This is a genomic window from Microbacterium hydrocarbonoxydans, assembly GCF_900105205.1.
In the GTDB taxonomy this organism is placed as follows: domain Bacteria; phylum Actinomycetota; class Actinomycetes; order Actinomycetales; family Microbacteriaceae; genus Microbacterium; species Microbacterium hydrocarbonoxydans.
In genome coordinates this window covers 2257293-2273876 of sequence record NZ_FNSQ01000005.1, presented here as the reverse complement: position 1 = coordinate 2273876, position 16584 = coordinate 2257293, and the positions used below count along the sequence as shown (strand labels likewise).

The 16584-nt window shown below is 68.6% G+C and carries 16 protein-coding genes; 11 read left to right on the top strand and 5 right to left on the bottom strand.

Annotated features, from left to right (window positions below; all coding sequences use genetic code 11):
• Window positions 1–2: 2 nt before the first annotated feature.
• From BLW44_RS11295 to BLW44_RS11280, 4 genes are read right to left on the bottom strand one after another with little or no spacing between them, the layout of a single operon-like run.
• Complete coding sequence (locus BLW44_RS11295) at window positions 3–476, bottom strand: YbaK/EbsC family protein (RefSeq protein ID WP_060925779.1); 474 nt, start codon at window positions 474–476, stop codon at window positions 3–5.
• 51 nt (window positions 477–527) lie between these two features.
• A complete protein-coding gene (locus tag BLW44_RS11290; RefSeq protein ID WP_060925780.1) occupies window positions 528–1754 on the bottom strand; it encodes an MFS transporter in 1227 nt (408 codons plus the stop codon).
• Window positions 1751–2188 carry a MarR family winged helix-turn-helix transcriptional regulator gene (locus BLW44_RS11285; protein ID WP_060925781.1) on the bottom strand — a complete coding sequence of 146 codons (438 nt, stop codon included), beginning with the start codon at window positions 2186–2188 and terminating at the stop codon, window positions 1751–1753. The genes BLW44_RS11290 and BLW44_RS11285 overlap by 4 nt, the downstream gene beginning before the upstream one ends.
• Window positions 2189–2224: 36 nt before the next feature.
• Complete coding sequence (locus tag BLW44_RS11280) at window positions 2225–3013, bottom strand: IclR family transcriptional regulator (RefSeq protein ID WP_060925782.1); 789 nt, start codon at window positions 3011–3013, stop codon at window positions 2225–2227.
• A gap of 102 nt (window positions 3014–3115) precedes the next feature.
• Here BLW44_RS11280 and BLW44_RS11275 point away from each other — a divergent pair, with 102 nt between their 5' ends.
• Genes BLW44_RS11275 through BLW44_RS11265 form a run of 3 tightly spaced genes read left to right on the top strand, consistent with a single transcriptional unit; the run spans window position 3116 to window position 5767 of the window.
• A complete protein-coding gene (locus BLW44_RS11275) occupies window positions 3116–3889 on the top strand; it encodes a CoA transferase subunit A (protein WP_060925783.1) in 774 nt (257 codons plus the stop codon).
• A 1-nt stretch (window position 3890) separates the two neighbouring features.
• Window positions 3891–4538: a 3-oxoacid CoA-transferase subunit B gene (locus tag BLW44_RS11270; protein ID WP_167347447.1), complete on the top strand. Its 648-nt coding sequence runs from the start codon at window positions 3891–3893 to the stop codon at window positions 4536–4538.
• A 26-nt stretch (window positions 4539–4564) separates the two neighbouring features.
• Window positions 4565–5767 carry an acetyl-CoA C-acetyltransferase gene (locus BLW44_RS11265; protein ID WP_060926023.1) on the top strand — a complete coding sequence of 401 codons (1203 nt, stop codon included), beginning with the start codon at window positions 4565–4567 and terminating at the stop codon, window positions 5765–5767.
• 58 nt (window positions 5768–5825) lie between these two features.
• On the opposite strand, the gene BLW44_RS11260 is transcribed toward BLW44_RS11265, so the two are convergent.
• On the bottom strand, window positions 5826–6104 hold the full coding sequence (locus BLW44_RS11260; protein WP_060925784.1) for a hypothetical protein: 279 nt from the start codon (window positions 6102–6104) through the stop codon (window positions 5826–5828).
• A gap of 219 nt (window positions 6105–6323) precedes the next feature.
• Between BLW44_RS11260 and BLW44_RS11255 the strand changes: the two genes are divergently transcribed.
• From BLW44_RS11255 to BLW44_RS11220, 8 genes are all read left to right on the top strand, one after another.
• On the top strand, window positions 6324–7595 hold the full coding sequence (locus BLW44_RS11255; RefSeq protein WP_082724449.1) for an MFS transporter: 1272 nt from the start codon (window positions 6324–6326) through the stop codon (window positions 7593–7595).
• A 51-nt stretch (window positions 7596–7646) separates the two neighbouring features.
• Complete coding sequence (locus BLW44_RS11250) at window positions 7647–9056, top strand: alpha,alpha-trehalose-phosphate synthase (UDP-forming) (RefSeq protein WP_060925785.1); 1410 nt, start codon at window positions 7647–7649, stop codon at window positions 9054–9056.
• A gap of 46 nt (window positions 9057–9102) precedes the next feature.
• Entirely contained in the window at window positions 9103–9900 is a 798-nt protein-coding gene (gene otsB / locus BLW44_RS11245) for a trehalose-phosphatase (RefSeq protein WP_082724450.1), read from the top strand.
• A gap of 9 nt (window positions 9901–9909) precedes the next feature.
• Complete coding sequence (gene ilvD, locus BLW44_RS17790; RefSeq protein WP_060925786.1) at window positions 9910–11628, top strand: dihydroxy-acid dehydratase; 1719 nt, start codon at window positions 9910–9912, stop codon at window positions 11626–11628.
• A gap of 60 nt (window positions 11629–11688) precedes the next feature.
• Window positions 11689–13491, top strand: a complete 1803-nt coding sequence (locus BLW44_RS17785; RefSeq protein WP_060925787.1) for an acetolactate synthase large subunit — start codon at window positions 11689–11691, stop codon at window positions 13489–13491.
• Between the two features lie 2 nt (window positions 13492–13493).
• Window positions 13494–14003, top strand: coding sequence for an acetolactate synthase small subunit (ilvN, locus tag BLW44_RS11230; protein ID WP_056278631.1), 510 nt, complete (start codon window positions 13494–13496; stop codon window positions 14001–14003).
• 46 nt (window positions 14004–14049) lie between these two features.
• Entirely contained in the window at window positions 14050–15078 is a 1029-nt protein-coding gene (gene ilvC / locus BLW44_RS11225; RefSeq protein ID WP_060925788.1) for a ketol-acid reductoisomerase, read from the top strand.
• 203 nt (window positions 15079–15281) lie between these two features.
• Window positions 15282–16547, top strand: coding sequence for an alpha-L-fucosidase (locus tag BLW44_RS11220; RefSeq protein ID WP_060925789.1), 1266 nt, complete (start codon window positions 15282–15284; stop codon window positions 16545–16547).
• Window positions 16548–16584: the final 37 nt, after the last annotated feature.

Here is a 16584-nt window from a genome sequence, read left to right as displayed (position 1 = left end):
CCTCAGGCGACCTGGATCACGGTTCCGCGGGTCAGCCGCTGCAGCGCCTCGAACGTCAGCGGCACCACGGTATGGGGATGCCCTGCGGCGGCCCAGATCTCCTCGTGGGCCGCGAGCGACTCGTCGAGGTAGGTGCGCAACGGTGCAGGATGCCCCACAGGCGCCACGCCGCCGATGGCCTGGCCGGTGGCTTCCCGGACGACGGACGCGGGAGCCATCGAGACGGCGTTCGCGCCGATCTCGCGCGCCAGCACCTCGACGTCGGCGCGATGGCCACCGCTCGTCATGACCAGGACAGGGGATCCGTCGGCCACGAACACGAGGCTGTTCGCGATCGCCGCGACCTCGCATCCGATCGCCGAGGCGGCTTCCTGCGCTGTGCGTGCGGAGTCCGGGAGGACCCGGATCGAGGTCTCGACGCCGGCCGCGTCCAGGTCCCGCTGCACCGGCCTGCTGCGTTCGGGGAGGGCGTCCATAGCCTCCACGCTACCGAACGCAGCAGGCCGGGCGATCACGCGGCGTCACCGTCAGGCGGCGTCACCCATCAGGATCGCCTCGGCGTCCTCGACGGCGGCGTCATCGGGCTCGTCGTCGATGTGCGAGAGCACCCGGCGACCGAGGAACACCGTCAGTGCCGCCACGAGCACGGCGATCGCCGCGACCAGATACGGAACCGTGGCGGAGAAGGCGTGCCACAGGGCGGCCGCCAGCGGCGGGGCGATCGCTCCGCCGAGGAACCGGACCGAGGAGTACGCGGAGGAGGCGACCGAGCGCGGGAGGTCGGTGGCCTCCATCACGGCCTCGGTGAGCACGGTGTTCATGATGCCGAGCAGCAGTCCGCCGACGACGATGCAGACGACGAGTGCCGCGGCGGAATCGACGAGGAGTCCGGCGACGATGAGGTCGACCGCGAGGAGCGGGAGAACGGTGAGGATGACCCTCGTGCGCGACATCCGACGCATGAGCAGGGGAGCGACCCACACGCTCGTGATCGCCAGTGCCAGGCCCCAGCCGAAGAACGTGAACCCGATGCCCATCGCTCCGAAGCCGAGCGGGAACGGCGAGAATGCAAGCAGGATGAAGAAGCCGATGTTGTAGAAGAACGCGGCCACGGCGAGCACTGCGAGCGCGGGACGACGGAGCGCGGTGAACGGCGCCGAGAACGGGACAGGCGTGCGCTTCTCCTCCGGCCCCCGCAGGAGCAAGAGGACGGCGAGGAAGGCGATCGCCATGAGCACCACGACGCCGAAGAACGGTGCGCGCCAGCTCTGCTCGCCCAGCAGCCCGCCGAGCAGCGGACCGATCGCGATGCCGAGGCCGAGGGCTGCCTCGTACAGGATGATCGCCGCGGCGCTGCCGCCGGACGCCGCGCCGACGATCGTCGCCAACGCGGTGGAGATGAACAGCGCATTGCCGAGGCCCCACCCGGCGCGGAAGCCGATCACGGCGTCGACGCTGCCGCTGAGTGCGCACAGCAGTGCGAAGACGACGATGAGAGCGAGACCGATGAGGAGGGTCTTCTTCGCGCCGATGCGGCTCGAGATCCAGCTGGTGACCAGCATCGCGAGCCCCGTCACCGCGAGGTAGCTCGTGAAGAGCAGCTCGGTCTCGAACGGACTCGCCTGCAGCGAATCGGCGATCGCGGGGAGAATCGGGTCGACCAGTCCGATGCCCATGAATGCGACGACGCACGCGAAGGCGACGGCCCAGACCTGGGCTGGCTGCCTCCACACGGAGGGGGCGGGGGTGTTCACTCTGATGCTCCTGTCGAGTCGGGGGTGATGCGCGCGGCGAGGATCTCTGCCGCGCGGGTGAGGATGCTCCAGTCGTCGTCGCCGAGATCGGCGAATCGGGGAGCGAGGGTGTCCCGGAACTCACGGCGCCATGCGCTCAGCGCGCCGGCACCCTCATCGGTGATGTCGACCGCGATCGCCCGCGAGTCCTCTGGGACCGGAGAGCGGAGGACGAGGCCGTCGCGCTCCAGTACGCCGATCAGACGCGTCATCCCCGGCTGGGTGGTCCGTGCTGCTGCGGCGAGTTCGCCGACGCGTCTGGGGCCCGATTGCTCGAGCAGGCTGAGCACGCGCCACTGGGCGGCAGGAGCGTCGTTGCCGGCGTCCTGTGCGGCGATGCGGCCGAGTGCGTACCCCGAGAGCACGAGGGAGGGGATGACGTCCGATCTGTTCATACCATCCAGTATATATCTGATGGTATGTACCTGGACTCAGCGGCGAGCGTTCGCTATCCGGGCGGACAGCTGGTGCGCATGTGCGAGCAGGATCCGACCGAGGTCGGCGATGCGGTCGGGGCCGAAGCGGAAGCCGACTCCTGTGAGGCTCAGCGCCCATTCCGGACGCCCCGACCGATCGAAGACGGCGGCGCCCAACCCCCAGCTTCCTTCGACGATCAGTCCTGGATTCACGGCGTACCCGCGCTCCTTCGTCTCGGCGAGCCGTTCTCGCAGCGGGCCGCTCGCATGCGTCCGGCCCCACGTGGACTCCAGCTCGGGATGCCGCGAGAGATAGGCGTCCACATCGTGGTCAGGGAGGAAGGCGAGGATCGCGAGGCCGGCACTCGCCACTCCCAGCGGGAACCGGACGCCCTCGCTGAGCACGAAGGAGCGGATCGGGAAGGCGCCCTCCTCGCGGAGGAGGCAGACCGTCTCGTCGGCTCGACGCACAGAGAGGAAGGCGCTCTCCTCCGTCTTGACCGCGAGGGAGCGGACGATGTCGCGCGCGAGCGCCGTGACGTCATATCGCGCCGCCGCCACTGACCCCATGAGGAAGAGCTCCGGTCCCGGCATCCAGCGCGCGGTGTCGGCGTCCCTGTCGACCAGCCCTTCGGCGCGGAGCGCTGACAGGAGTCGATGGGCGGTGGAGCGCGACAGATCGGCCGAACGGGCGAGGTCGTGCAGGGCCGCGCCGTCCGCGCCGCTGGCGGTCACGAGGCGAAGGAGCGCCGCCGCCCGGGCGATCGCCTGAGCGCCGGGCACCGACGGGCGAGTGGATTCCATGATGTGGACGCTACGCGGATGAGTGTCCACATCGCAAGCGCATGCTTCGCTCTCCCGCATCCAGGGCGGATGCTGGAGAGAGCACCGTTCGAAGGAGAGCACGTGATCGACAAGCAGTGGGCATCGGCGACCGAAGCCGTCGCCGACATCTCGGACGGCGCGTCTCTCGCGGTCGGGGGATTCGGGCTCTCCGGAAACCCGATCGCCCTGATCGAGGCGCTGCTCGCGCAGGGGACGACCGACCTCCGCATCGTGAGCAACAACTGCGGCGTGGACGATTGGGGACTGGGGATCCTGCTCGCGGCCGGTCGGATCCGCAGGATGACATCGTCGTACGTCGGGGAGAACAAGGAGTTCGAGCGTCAGTTCCTCTCCGGCGAACTCGAACTGGAACTGACGCCGCAGGGGACGCTTGCCGAGAAGCTCCGGGCCGGCGGCTCCGGCATCGCCGCGTTCTACACGCAGACCGGTGTCGGCACACAGGTGGCCGAGGGGGGTCTGCCGCAGCGATACCATCCCGACGGCACGGTGGCCGTCGGCTCACCCGCCAAGGACGTGCGCACCTTCGGGCTCGGCGATGATGCACGAGAGTACGTGCTGGAGGAGGCCATCACCACCGACTTCGCACTCGTGCATGCTCTCGCGGGCGACCGGTACGGCAACCTCGTCTTCAACAAGGCCGCTCGCAACTTCAATCCGCTCGCCGCGATGGCCGGCCGCATCTGCATCGCCCAGGTCGAGCACCTGGTGGAACCCGGAGACCTCGACCCCGACCGGATCCACCTGCCCGGTGTCTTCGTGCACCGGGTCGTCGAGGTCGGCGCCGACGCACCCAAGCGCATCGAACGGCGCACCGTCGCCGCGGAAGGATCCTGACATGGCGCTCACCCGTGACCAGATGGCGGCACGCGCGGCGGCCGAACTGCAGGACGGCTCGTACGTCAACCTCGGGATCGGACTGCCGACGCTCGTTCCGAATCACGTGCCGGCCGGCGTGACTGTGGTGCTCCAGTCCGAGAACGGCATCCTGGGCGTCGGGCCGTATCCGCGCGAGGAGGCCGTGGACCCGGACCTGATCAACGCCGGCAAGGAGACGGTCACGGTCCTGCCGGGAGCTGCGTTCTTCGACTCCGCGACGAGCTTCGGCATGATCAGGGGCGGCAAGATCGACGCCGCGATCCTCGGCGCGATGCAGGTCTCGGCGAGGGGCGACCTCGCGAACTGGATGATTCCCGGCAAGATGGTCAAGGGGCCGGGCGGAGCGATGGATCTGGTGCACGGAGCCGCGCGGGTGATCGTGCTCATGGAGCACGTGGCCAAGGACGGCTCGGCGAAGATCGTGGACGAGTGCTCGCTGCCCCTCACCGGCCGAGGTGTCGTGGACCGGATCATCACAGACCTGGCCGTGATCGATGTGACAGAGCACGGTCTCGTGCTCGTCGAGGTGGCACCCGGGGCCAGCATCGACCAGATCGTGGCGGCGACCGAACCGCCACTGATCGTCGCCGACGGATTGAAGAACTGATGGACGACCGAAGCGAGGACCGCGAGATGAGTATCACCCCCCAGATCACCGACCAGGACATCGTCATCGTCGCGGCCGCGCGCACCCCGCAGGGCCGACTGAAGGGACAGCTGGCGAGCTTCACCGCGCCGCAGCTCGGAGCCTTGGCCATCCGCGGTGCGCTCGAGCAGGGGTCCGTGGATCCCGAGGTCGTCGATGCAGTGATCGTGGGACAGGTGCTCTCCGCCGGATCCGGTCAGAATTCCGCCAGGCAGGCGGCGATCGGCGCGGGTATCGGATGGGACGTGCCGGCGCACTCGGTGAACAAGGTCTGCCTGTCAGGGCTGACCGCGATCATCGACGCCGCGAGGATGATCCGCACCGGCGACGCCGAGGTCGTGGTGGCGGCCGGGATGGAGTCGATGACGCGCGCGCCGCACCTGCTGATGGGGTCGCGTGACGGATGGACCTACGGCAGCGTCGAGGTCCTCGATCACATGGCCTACGACGGGCTCACCGACGCGTACGACCGGGAGAGCATGGGTGCGTCGACAGAGCGCCACAACGCCAGGTACGACCTGTCGAGGGCGGACCAGGATGAGGTCGCCGCACTCTCTCACCAGCGGGCCGCGGCCGCGCAGGCCGCCGGCGTCTTCGATGCCGAGATCGTCCCTGTCCTGGTGCCGCAGCGACGGGGCGAGCCCGTCGAGGTGAGCGCGGACGAGGGCATCCGGCCCGACACCACCGTCGAATCCCTCGGCGGTCTGCGTGCGGCCTTCGCGGAGGGCGGGTCGATCACGGCGGGGAATTCATCGCAGATCTCCGACGGTGCCTCGGCAGTCGTGGTGACGAGCCGCGGCACGGCGCTCGCGCACGGCTGGCCGGTGCTGGTCACCGTCGGCGCGAGCGGACAGACGGCGGGGCCGGACAACTCGCTGCAGGCGCAGCCCGCGCGGGCGATCGAACGGGCCTGCGAGAAGCAGGGCATCGTCCCCGCCGATCTCGACCTCGTGGAGATCAACGAGGCTTTCGGTGCCGTCGTCGCGCGCTCCCAGGTCGAGCTCGGACTGTCGAGCGACATCATGAACATCCATGGCGGCGGCATCGCGATCGGTCACCCGATCGGAGCATCCGGAGCACGACTCGTCGTGCACGCCGCGCACGAGCTCGCGCGCCGGGGGAGCGGCACTGCTGCGGTCGGACTCTGCGGCGGCGGCGGTCAGGGCGAGGCGCTCATCCTCACGCGCTGATCCTCACGCGCTGATCCTCACGCGTTGACGAACAGCCGGACGGGATCCGCGCGAACGATCAGCGCTTCAGCGGCTTGATGCCCTTGGACTGCTTCTTGGCTTCCTTCTCGTGCTCCTTCTGCTGCTTCGCGTAGACGGGCGAGTCAGGGGAGACGGGACGGCCCTGCTTGGCTCGGCGGGTGTCGATCACCGCGCCGATGGAGAGAGCGAGGGTGATGCCCCAGCTGAGCCAGGCGAGTGCCGAGCGCCACGTGAGCTTCGTGTCGCGTGAGCCACGCAGAAGAGTGACCCCGGTCATGATCGCGCCGACGATTCCGGTACCCGAGAGGTAGTTCATGCCCTCACGCTACCGGCAGCAGCTCGTGCGGCGCCCTGCCTTGACAAGCCTGTACGGGTTCTGTCAGGGCGCGAGGGCACCCAGGCGGTGCTCGGAGGGACGCGGTATCATGAGGGAGTCGCGGCTCGTCCGCGGCCGCAATCCGTGTATCTACCGGCCGTCGGCATTCCGGCGGACAGCGGCGGCACCCGACCCCGCGTCTGCGGACGCGCGAGAGCCATGTCACACGCACCCTCCACGCCACACGATCACGTCCCCGCGCCGACCACCGAGAGCGCAGGACTGCTCCGGATCGCCGGCCTTCCGTACTTCCTCATCGCCTTCATCGCCCGCCTTCCCTTCGCGATGATGGTCGTCGGCGTCCTCACCGTCGTCGTCTCCGCACGCGGCTCGCTCTCACTGGGCGGGCTCACGTCCGCCGCCGTCGGCCTCGGCACCGCCTGCTTCGGACCGCTGCTCGGCGCGGCCGCCGATCGGTTCGGGCAGCGGATGGTGCTGCTCGTCCTCGCGATCGCGAACGGCGCGATGCTGGTGCTCTTCACCCTCGTCGTCTACGCCGGCGGGGCTGACGCCCTCGTCCTCCTCTCGGCGGTCGGGATCGGTGCCACCGCACCACAGGTCGCCCCGATGTCGCGCTCGCGCCTCGTCACGATGATCACCGATCGGATGCCGGAATCCGTGCGCCCGCGCACGATCTCGGGCACCATGGCGTACGAGTCGGCCGCGGATGAGACGGTGTTCGTCTTCGGGCCCTTCCTCGTCGGAATCCTGGCCTCCGCGCTCGCGCCCTGGGCGCCGCTGATCGGTGCCGCCGTACTGACGGTGGTGTTCGTGGGGGCCTTCGCCCTGCATCCCAGCGCCCGTGCGGTGTCGATGCATCGCGACGGAGACGGCCGGGCGCCGTCGGCGGTGTCCGAGCTGTTCGCACCCGGTGTGCTCGTCGTCGTGGTCGGGATCCTCGGTGTGGGGATGTTCTTCGGGACCATGCTGACGTCGCTCACCTCGTTCATGGCCGACCGCGGCGCATCCGAGCAGGCGGGATTGCTCTACGGCGTCATGGGCGTCGGCTCGGCGATCCTCGCTCTCGGTGTCGCCTGGCTGCCCGTGCGGTTCTCGCTGCGGGCCCGCTGGCTGACGTTCTCGGCCATCCTGCTCGGGGGCAGCCTGCTCCTCCTGCTCGTCGACAGCCCGGCGACGATGATGATCGCCCTCGCGATCATGGGTATCGGCATCGGTCCGACTCTGGTCACGCAGTACAGTTTCGGCGCGGCGCGCAGCCCGCTCGGTCGCTCGGCGACGGTCATGACGATGCTGGGCTCCGGCATCGTGGTCGGTCAGTCCCTCGGAGCGGCGGTGGCGGGGGACCTCGCCGAGAACGCGGGAACCGGGAGTGCGCTGGTCCTCCCGATCATCGCGGCGGCGGTAGCGTTCGCCGCAGGCCTTGTCAACTGGCGGCTGAGTACTGCACGACCTCGCGTAGCCTCGGTCTGAGCTTCTGTAGCCTGAGGAGCACCCCCACTGCCGCGTCAGGAGCATCCATTCATGTCACTCGCAGATTTCGTCGTCGTCGCCAACCGACTCCCCGTCGACCGGGTCGTGGGTCCTGACGGCGAAGACGAGTGGCGCACCTCGCCCGGTGGCCTCGTCGCGGCGCTCGAGCCCATGATGCGCAGCGCCCGCGGCGCCTGGGTCGGCTGGGCGGGCCAGCCCGACATCGAGCTCGACCGCTTCGAGATCAACGGGATCGACCTGATCCCCGTGCCTCTGAGCGGTGAAGAGGTCGCGGACTACTACGAGGGCTTCGCGAACGACACGATCTGGCCGCTCTACCACGACGTGATCGCCCCACCGCAGTATCACCGTGAATGGTGGGAGGCCTACGTGAAGGTCAACCGCCGCTTCGCCGAGGCCGCAGCCGAGGTCGTCGCCCCGAACGGCACGGTCTGGGTGCACGACTATCAGCTGCAGCTGGTCCCGCAGATGATCCGCGAGCTCCGTGACGACGTGACGATCGGATACTTCCACCACATCCCGTTCCCCGCGCACGGCCTGTATGCGCAGCTGCCCTGGCGGGATCAGGTGCTCAAGGGCCTCCTCGGCGCTGACGTCATCGGCTTCCAGCGCGCGCAGGACGCCACCTACTTCCTCACCGCCGTCCGACGCCGCCTCCGGCACGAGGTCAAGGGGTCGTCGGTGACCGTCCCGACCGCAGACGGCACCACCCGCACGGCGGTGGCGCGAGCGTTCCCGATCTCGATCGACACCGCTCCGTACCTTGAGCTCGCCGCCCGCCCCGAGGTCAGAGCGCGGGCCGCGGAGATCAGGGCCAGCCTGGGCAACCCCAAGAAGATCCTGCTCGGTGTCGACCGGCTCGACTACACCAAGGGCATCCGGCACCGCATCAAGGCGTATGGGGAGCTGCTCGAGGACGGCCGGCTGAACGTCGACGACGTCACCCTCGTGCAGGTCGCCAGCCCGAGCCGTGAGCGGGTCGACGCGTACGTCCATCTGCGCGATGAGATCGAGCTCGCGGTGGGGCGCATCAACGGCGACCACGACACGATGGGGCACACCGCGATCCGCTACCTGCACCAGGGGTATCCGCGCGAGGAGATGGTCGCGCTCTACCTCGCGGCCGACGTGATGCTGGTCACCGCGCTGCGGGACGGCATGAACCTCGTCGCGAAGGAGTACGTGGCGACGCGCGCCGACAACCGCGGAGTGCTCGTGCTCAGCGAGTTCACGGGAGCTGCCGACGAGCTCCGGCAGGCCGTGCGGGTGAACCCGCACGACATCGCCGGTCTCAAGGACGCGATCATGACCGCGGTCGAGATGACCCCCGCGGAGCAGGGCAAGCGGATGCGCTCGCTGCGCCGCCGGGTGCTGGAGAACGACGTGAACGCATGGTCCTCGTCGTTCCTGCGCGCTCTCGACGACGTCCGTCGGCGCTGACGGAGGCGGCCATACTGGAGGGGAACCCGCCTCGATTGGAGACCCCGTGACCCGCACCTGGACGCCCGGAGACGCAGACGCAGCATTGAGCGCGATCGCCGCCACCCCGAGGCTCGTGGTCGCCCTCGACTTCGACGGCACGGCGTCGCCGCTCGTGCCAGACCCGATGGCCGCGCGGGCGCTTCCCGAAGTGGCCGAGCAGGTGGCGCGCCTCGCCGCGCTGCCGGACACGGTCGTGGCGTATGTGTCAGGGCGCAGCATGGACGATCTGCGTGTCATCACCGAGCACACGGACGATGCCCTGATCGCGTTGGCCGGCTCGCATGGCGCGCAGTACTGGTACCCGGGGGTCGGCGCCGCCGAGCCCGATGCCACCGGCACCGCCGAGGGTTCCCGCGAAGAGCTCTGGGAGGCCGCGCGTCCGATCATCGATCGGTACGAGGGTGCCGAGCTGGAGCCCAAGACCTTCGGAATGGGTGTGCACACCCGCACCGCCACACCAGAGGTCGAGAAGGCCGTGTTCGCCGAGATCGACGCGCTGGTGGCCGAGCGCTTCCCGCACTGGCGTCGCCGCGCCGGCCACCGCGTGCTGGAGTTCTCCTCGCGGGCCGAGGGCAAGGACGCGGCGATGACCGCCCTCCGCGAGCACTTCGACGCGACTGCGATCCTCTTCGCGGGCGACGACGTCACGGATGAAGACGCGATGCGCGTGCTCAGCGGCGACGATCTGGGCGTCAGGGTCGGTCCGGGGGAGAGCGCGGCGGCGCTTCGTGTGGAGAGTCCACAACAGATCGCCCTGCTTCTGGAGACGCTCGCGGACGAGCGCGCCTCTCTGCGGGAATAGACTTCCGTCATGTCCTCGCATGATCCCTCCACCAGCGCGCCCATCGACATCAAGCCCCGCAGCCGCGTCGTCACCGACGGCATCGAGGCGACGACCTCCCGAGGCATGCTCCGTGCCGTCGGCATGGGAGACGCCGACTGGGACAAGCCGCAGATCGGCATCGCCTCGAGCTGGAACGAGATCACGCCCTGCAACCTGAGCCTGGATCGGCTGGCGCAGGGCGCGAAGGAGGGCGTGCACTCCGGTGGCGGCTACCCGCTGCAGTTCGGCACGATCTCCGTCTCGGACGGCATCTCGATGGGGCACGAGGGGATGCACTTCTCGCTCGTGTCGCGCGAGGTCATCGCCGACTCTGTCGAGACCGTGATGATGGCCGAGCGTCTGGACGGCTCCGTCCTGCTCGCAGGCTGTGACAAGTCGATCCCGGGCATGCTCATGGCCAGCGCCCGTCTCGACCTCTCGAGCGTCTTCCTGTACGCGGGATCGATCGCTCCCGGGTGGGTCAAGCTGTCGGACGGTACCGAGAAGGACGTCACGATCATCGACTCGTTCGAGGCCGTCGGCGCCTGCCGCGCCGGCCTCATGAGCGAAGAGGATCTCAAGCGCATCGAGTGCGCGATCGCTCCGGGTGAAGGCGCCTGCGGTGGCATGTACACCGCGAACACGATGGCATCCGTCGCCGAGGCACTCGGCCTCAGCCTTCCCGGCTCCGCCGCGCCGCCCGCAGCCGACCGTCGCCGCGACTACTTCGCGCACCGTTCGGGTGAAGCGGTCGTCAACCTGCTCCGTCAGGGCATCACGACCCGCGACATCCTCACCAAGGAGGCGTTCGAGAACGCGATCGCGCTCGCGATGGCCCTCGGCGGCTCGACCAACGTCGTGCTGCACCTCCTCGCCATCGCCCGCGAGGCCGAGGTGGAGCTGAGTCTGCACGACTTCAACCGCATCGGCGACAAGGTGCCGCACGTCGCGGACATGAAGCCCTTCGGCAAGTACGTCATGAATGACGTCGACCGCCACGGCGGCATCCCGGTGATCATGAAGGCCATGCTCGACGAGGGCCTGCTGCACGGCGATGCGCTCACCGTGACCGGCAAGACGCTCGCCGAGAACCTCGCCGAGCTCGACCCGCAGCCGATCGACGGCGAGGTCATCCACACGTTCGACAACCCGATCCACGCGACCGGCGGTCTCACGATCCTGCACGGCTCGCTCGCCCCCGAAGGCGCAGTGGTCAAGACGGCCGGATTCGACGCCGCCGTGTTCGAGGGTCCTGCGCGCGTGTTCGAGCGGGAGCGCGCGGCCATGGATGCCGTCGCCGAAGGCGAGATCGAGCCTGGCACCGTCATCGTCATCCGCTACGAGGGTCCGAAGGGCGGACCGGGTATGCGCGAGATGCTCGCCATCACCGCGGCCATCAAGGGCGCGGGGCTCGGAAAAGATGTACTACTCTTGACTGACGGACGATTCTCAGGCGGCACAACCGGCCTGTGCATCGGCCACATAGCACCCGAAGCGGTGGACGCAGGTCCTATCGCCTTCGTGCGCGATGGTGATCTGATACGGGTCGATATCGCAGCTCGCTCTCTCGACCTACTCGTCGACGAGGCGGAGCTCGCCTCCCGCCGCTCTGGCTGGGAGCCGCTACCCCCGCGCTATACCCGTGGCGTTCTTGCCAAGTACTCGCGTCTCGTGCGGTCAGCCGCCGAAGGCGCGACGACCGGCTGATCCCCGTCGGCTCCGGCCCACAGCCTCCGACGTCGCCAACAGACCATCAGAAGGAGTGTCATGACTGCTGACACCGTCTCGGCTGTGCCGAGGCCGCCCGCACCCAAGTCCGCCGCACCGGAGATCTCCGGAGCAGAGGCCGTGGTCCGCACGCTCGAGCTTCTCGGCGTCAAGGACGTCTTCGGTCTTCCCGGCGGCGCGATCCTGCCCGTCTACGACCCGCTCATGGACGCCTCGGAGCTCCGGCACATCCTCGTGCGTCACGAGCAGGGCGCCGGCCACGCGGCCGAGGGCTACGCGTCGTCGTCCGGCAAGGTCGGCGTGTGCATCGCGACCTCCGGCCCCGGTGCGACCAACCTGGTCACCGCGATCGCGGACGCCTACATGGACTCCGTGCCGCTGCTGGCCATCACCGGTCAGGTCTTCTCGACCCTGATGGGCACCGACGCGTTCCAGGAGGCCGACATCGTGGGCATCACGATGCCGGTGACGAAGCATTCGTTCCTCGTGAAGGATGCCTCCGAGATCCCCGGAGCGCTGGCTGCCGCCTACGAGATCGCGTCGACAGGCCGTCCCGGTCCGGTCCTCGTGGACATCACCAAGGATGCGCAGCAAGCCATGGCGCCGTTCATCTGGCCGGCGAAGTTCGACCTGCCCGGCTACCGGCCTGTCACCAAGGCCCACGGCAAGCAGATCCAGGCCGCAGCCGCCCTCCTCGCCGAGGCGAAGAAGCCGGTCCTGTACGTCGGCGGCGGAGTCATCCGTGGTCGGGCGTCCGCCGAGCTGCTGACCCTGGCCGAGACCACCAACGCCCCTGTCGTCACCACGCTGATGGCGCGGGGCGCGTTCCCGGACTCTCACCAGCAGCACCTCGGCATGCCGGGCATGCACGGAACCGTCCCCGCGGTCCTCGCGCTGCAGGAGGCCGACCTGATCGTCTCCCTCGGTGCGCGCTTCGACGACCGCGTGACCGGCAAGGCCGCGCTGTTCGCGCCGAATGCCAAGGTCGTGCACGTCGACATCGACCCGGCCGAGATCTCCAAGATCCGCACGGCGGATGTGCCGATCGTCGGCGACGTGCGCGACGTGCTGGTCGACCTCGAGTCCGCGTTCCGCACGGCCGTGAGCACGAAGCCGTCGGACACCGAGGAATGGTGGTCGTACCTCGACGGGCTCCGCAACGAGTTCCCGCTGGGCTACGCGCCGACCACGGACGGCCTGCTCGCGCCCCAGTACGTGATCCAGCGGATCGGCGAGCTGACCGGGCCGGAGGGCATCTACGCCGCCGGTGTCGGACAGCACCAGATGTGGGCCGCGCAGTTCATCAAGTACGAGCGTCCCAACGCCTGGCTGAACTCCGGGGGAGCGGGCACGATGGGCTACTCGGTCCCGGCGGCCATGGGCGCGAAGGTCGCAGAGCCCGACCGCGTGGTGTGGGCGATCGACGGTGACGGCTGCTTCCAGATGACCAATCAGGAGCTCGCCACCTGCACGATCAACAACATCCCGATCAAGGTCGCGATCATCAACAACTCCTCGCTGGGTATGGTGCGCCAGTGGCAGACGCTGTTCTACGACGGCCGCCACTCGAACACCGACCTCAACACCGGCCACGGCACCGTCCGGATCCCCGACTTCGTGAAGCTCGCGGAGGCGTACGGCTGCCTCGCGATCCGTGTGGAGAAGGAGGAGGAGGTGGATGCCGCGATCAAGCTCGCCCTCGAGACCAACGACCGTCCCGTGGTGATCGACTTCGTCGTGAGCGCCGACTCCATGGTGTGGCCGATGGTCCCCCAGGGCGTGAGCAACAGCTACGTCCAGTACGCCCGCGAGCACGCGCCCGCATTCGACGAGGAGGACTGACCATGTCGACTCACGTGCTGAGCCTCCTGGTGGAGAACACCCCTGGTCTGCTGACTCGCGTCGCCGGGCTCTTCGCCCGTCGCGGCTTCAACATCGACTCGCTTGCGGTGGGCGTCACAGAGGTGCCTGGCATCTCGCGCATCACCGTGGTCGTCGACCTCGAAGATCTGCCCCTGGAACAGGTGACCAAGCAGCTCAACAAGCTGATCAACGTCATCAAGATCGTCGAACTCGATTTCCCGACCTCCGTGCAGCGCGAGCACATGCTCGTCAAGGTCCGCACCGACAATGCGACCCGCTCGAACGTGATCGAGGTCGCCAACCTGTTCCGGGCCTCGGTCGTGGACTACGCCTCGGACGCGCTGGTGATCGAGGTCACCGGCGATCGGGGCAAGGTCGACGCCATGCTCCGCGCCCTCGAGCCGTTCGGCATCAAGGAGATCGCGCAGTCGGGCCTCCTCGCCATCGGCCGCGGCGGCAAGAGCATCACCGAGCGCGTCCTGCGCGGCTGACCAGACGTCACACACGTACACGAACACCAATCAAGGAGAGTAACCAGTGAGCACCGAGATCTTCTACGACGCAGACGCCGATCTGTCGATCATCCAGGGCAAGAAGGTCGCGATCGTCGGCTACGGCTCGCAGGGGCACGCGCACGCGCAGAACCTTCGCGACTCGGGCGTCGAGGTCGCCATCGCCCTCAAGGAGGGCTCGAAGTCGGCACCGAAGGCGGAAGAGGCCGGTTTCGCGGTCAAGACCGTCGCCGACGCCACCCAGTGGGCCGACCTCATCATGATCCTGGCGCCGGACCAGCACCAGCGCACCATCTACAGCGAGTCCATCGCCCCGAACCTCACCGAGGGCAAGACGCTCGCCTTCGCGCACGGCTTCAACATCCGGTTCGGCTACATCGACGCGCCCGAGGGTGTCGACGTGATCCTCGTCGCTCCGAAGGCGCCTGGTCACACCGTCCGTCGTGAGTTCGTCGCCGGCCGCGGCATCCCGGACATCATCGCCGTCGAGCGCGACGCATCGGGCAACGCGTGGGCGACCGCGCTGTCGTACGCGAAGGCCATCGGCGGAACGCGTGCGGGCGTCATCAAGACGACCTTCACCGAAGAGACCGAGACCGACCTGTTCGGCGAGCAGGCCGTGCTGTGCGGTGGCGTCAGCCACCTCGTGCAGGCCGGCTTCGAGACGCTGACGGAGGCGGGCTACCAGCCGCAGATCGCGTACTTCGAGGTGCTGCACGAACTGAAGCTCATCGTCGACCTCATGTGGGAGGGCGGCATCGCCAAGCAGCGCTGGTCGGTCTCCGACACGGCCGAGTACGGCGACTACGTCTCCGGCCCCCGCGTCGTGACGCCCGAGGTCAAGGAGTCGATGAAGGCGATCCTCGCCGACATCCAGAACGGCGCCTTCGCCAAGCGCTTCATCGACGACCAGGACAACGGTGCCGAGGAGTTCCTGGCGCTGCGCGCCAAGGAGGAGACGCACCCGATCGAGGCCACCGGCAAGGAGCTGCGCTCGCTCTTCGCATGGAAGCAGCAGGATGAGGATTACGTGGACGGCAGCGCTGCGCGCTGACGCACACGTAACCCTCGGAAGGGCTGTGCTGGTCGGGCCGCTGCCGCGGCCGCCGGCCCTTCGGGCCTGGGTGGACGGCAGCGCTGCGCGCTGACCTACACGACCTGATCATCGAAAGAACGGGCATCCCTTCGGGGATGCCCGTTCTTTCGTCAGGCGGCGAATCGTGGGTAGACATCCGATGTCTGTGCCAGGATGGAGGCATGCGACAGGACTGGTTCACCCTCGCCCGTTTCGGGATGTTCGTGCATTTCGGCCTCTACAGCGCGGCAGCGCGCCATGAGTGGGTGCAGAACTACGAGCGGCTGACGGATGCCGACTACCGGCAGTACTTCGAGCACTTCGACCCGGATCTCTTCGACGCCGCGGCGCTCGCGCGCACCGCGAAGGAGACCGGTATGGGCTATGTCGTGCTCACGACGAAGCACCATGACGGCTTCTGCCTCTGGGACTCTGCGCAGACCGACTTCACCTCCGTCGCAGCCACCGGGCGGGATCTCGTGCGCGAGTACGTCGACGCCCTCCGAGCGGAGGGTCTCAAGGTCGGCCTGTACCACTCGCTGATCGACTGGCATCACCCGCACTTCACGGTCGACTGGAATCATCCCCGTCGCGATGACGCCGACGCGCACGAGCTGAACGTCGGGCGGGACATGTCGGTCTACCGCGACTACCTGCACGCCCAGGTCCGCGAGCTGCTCACGCAGTTCGGGGAGATCGACTACCTGTTCTTCGACTTCACCTACCCGCAGGAGAAGGACGGCTGGGCGGGCAAGGGACCGGAGGACTGGGATGCCGCGGGGCTGCTCGCGCTGTGCCGTGAGCTCCAGCCCGACATGCTGGTCAACGATCGCCTGGGCATCCCTGCGGACTTCGTGACACCCGAGCAGTACCAGCCCACCGCGCCGCTCGTCCGCGACGGTGTGGCGTTGACGTGGGAAGCCTGTCAGACGCTCAACGGCTCGTGGGGATACCACCGCGACAACATGGACCAGAAGTCCGCGACGCTGCTCACGCAGATGCTCGTCGACTCGGTCTCGATGGACGGCAACATGCTCCTGAACATCGGTCCGGACGGCCGCGGAGCGATCGCGCCTCGCGACGCCGCGACGCTGGGGGAGATCGCCGAATGGATGCGGCTGCACCGCGATGCGGTGCTCGGCGCCGGTCACGCCGAGTTCGCTCCGCCCCGCGAGGGGGTGTACACGCGCCGGGGGAACCGCCTGTACCTCAGCCTCTTCTCCTGGCCCATGGGTTTCGTGCACCTTCCCGACCTCGCCGACAGAGTCGTGTACGCGCGTCTGCTGAACGACGGGTCCTGGCTGCGGACGAGCCGCTCCGACCCGGAGCAGGAAGCAGAGCTGATGACCCCGGCGGGGGAGGCGGAGGGGACGCTCACGGTGCACCTGCCTGTGCGCCGCCCCGAGGTGCTGATCCCGGTGATCGAGTTGACGCTCGCCGACGACTGAGCCCGAACGAGCTGAGGCCGGAACAGGCAGCGACGGG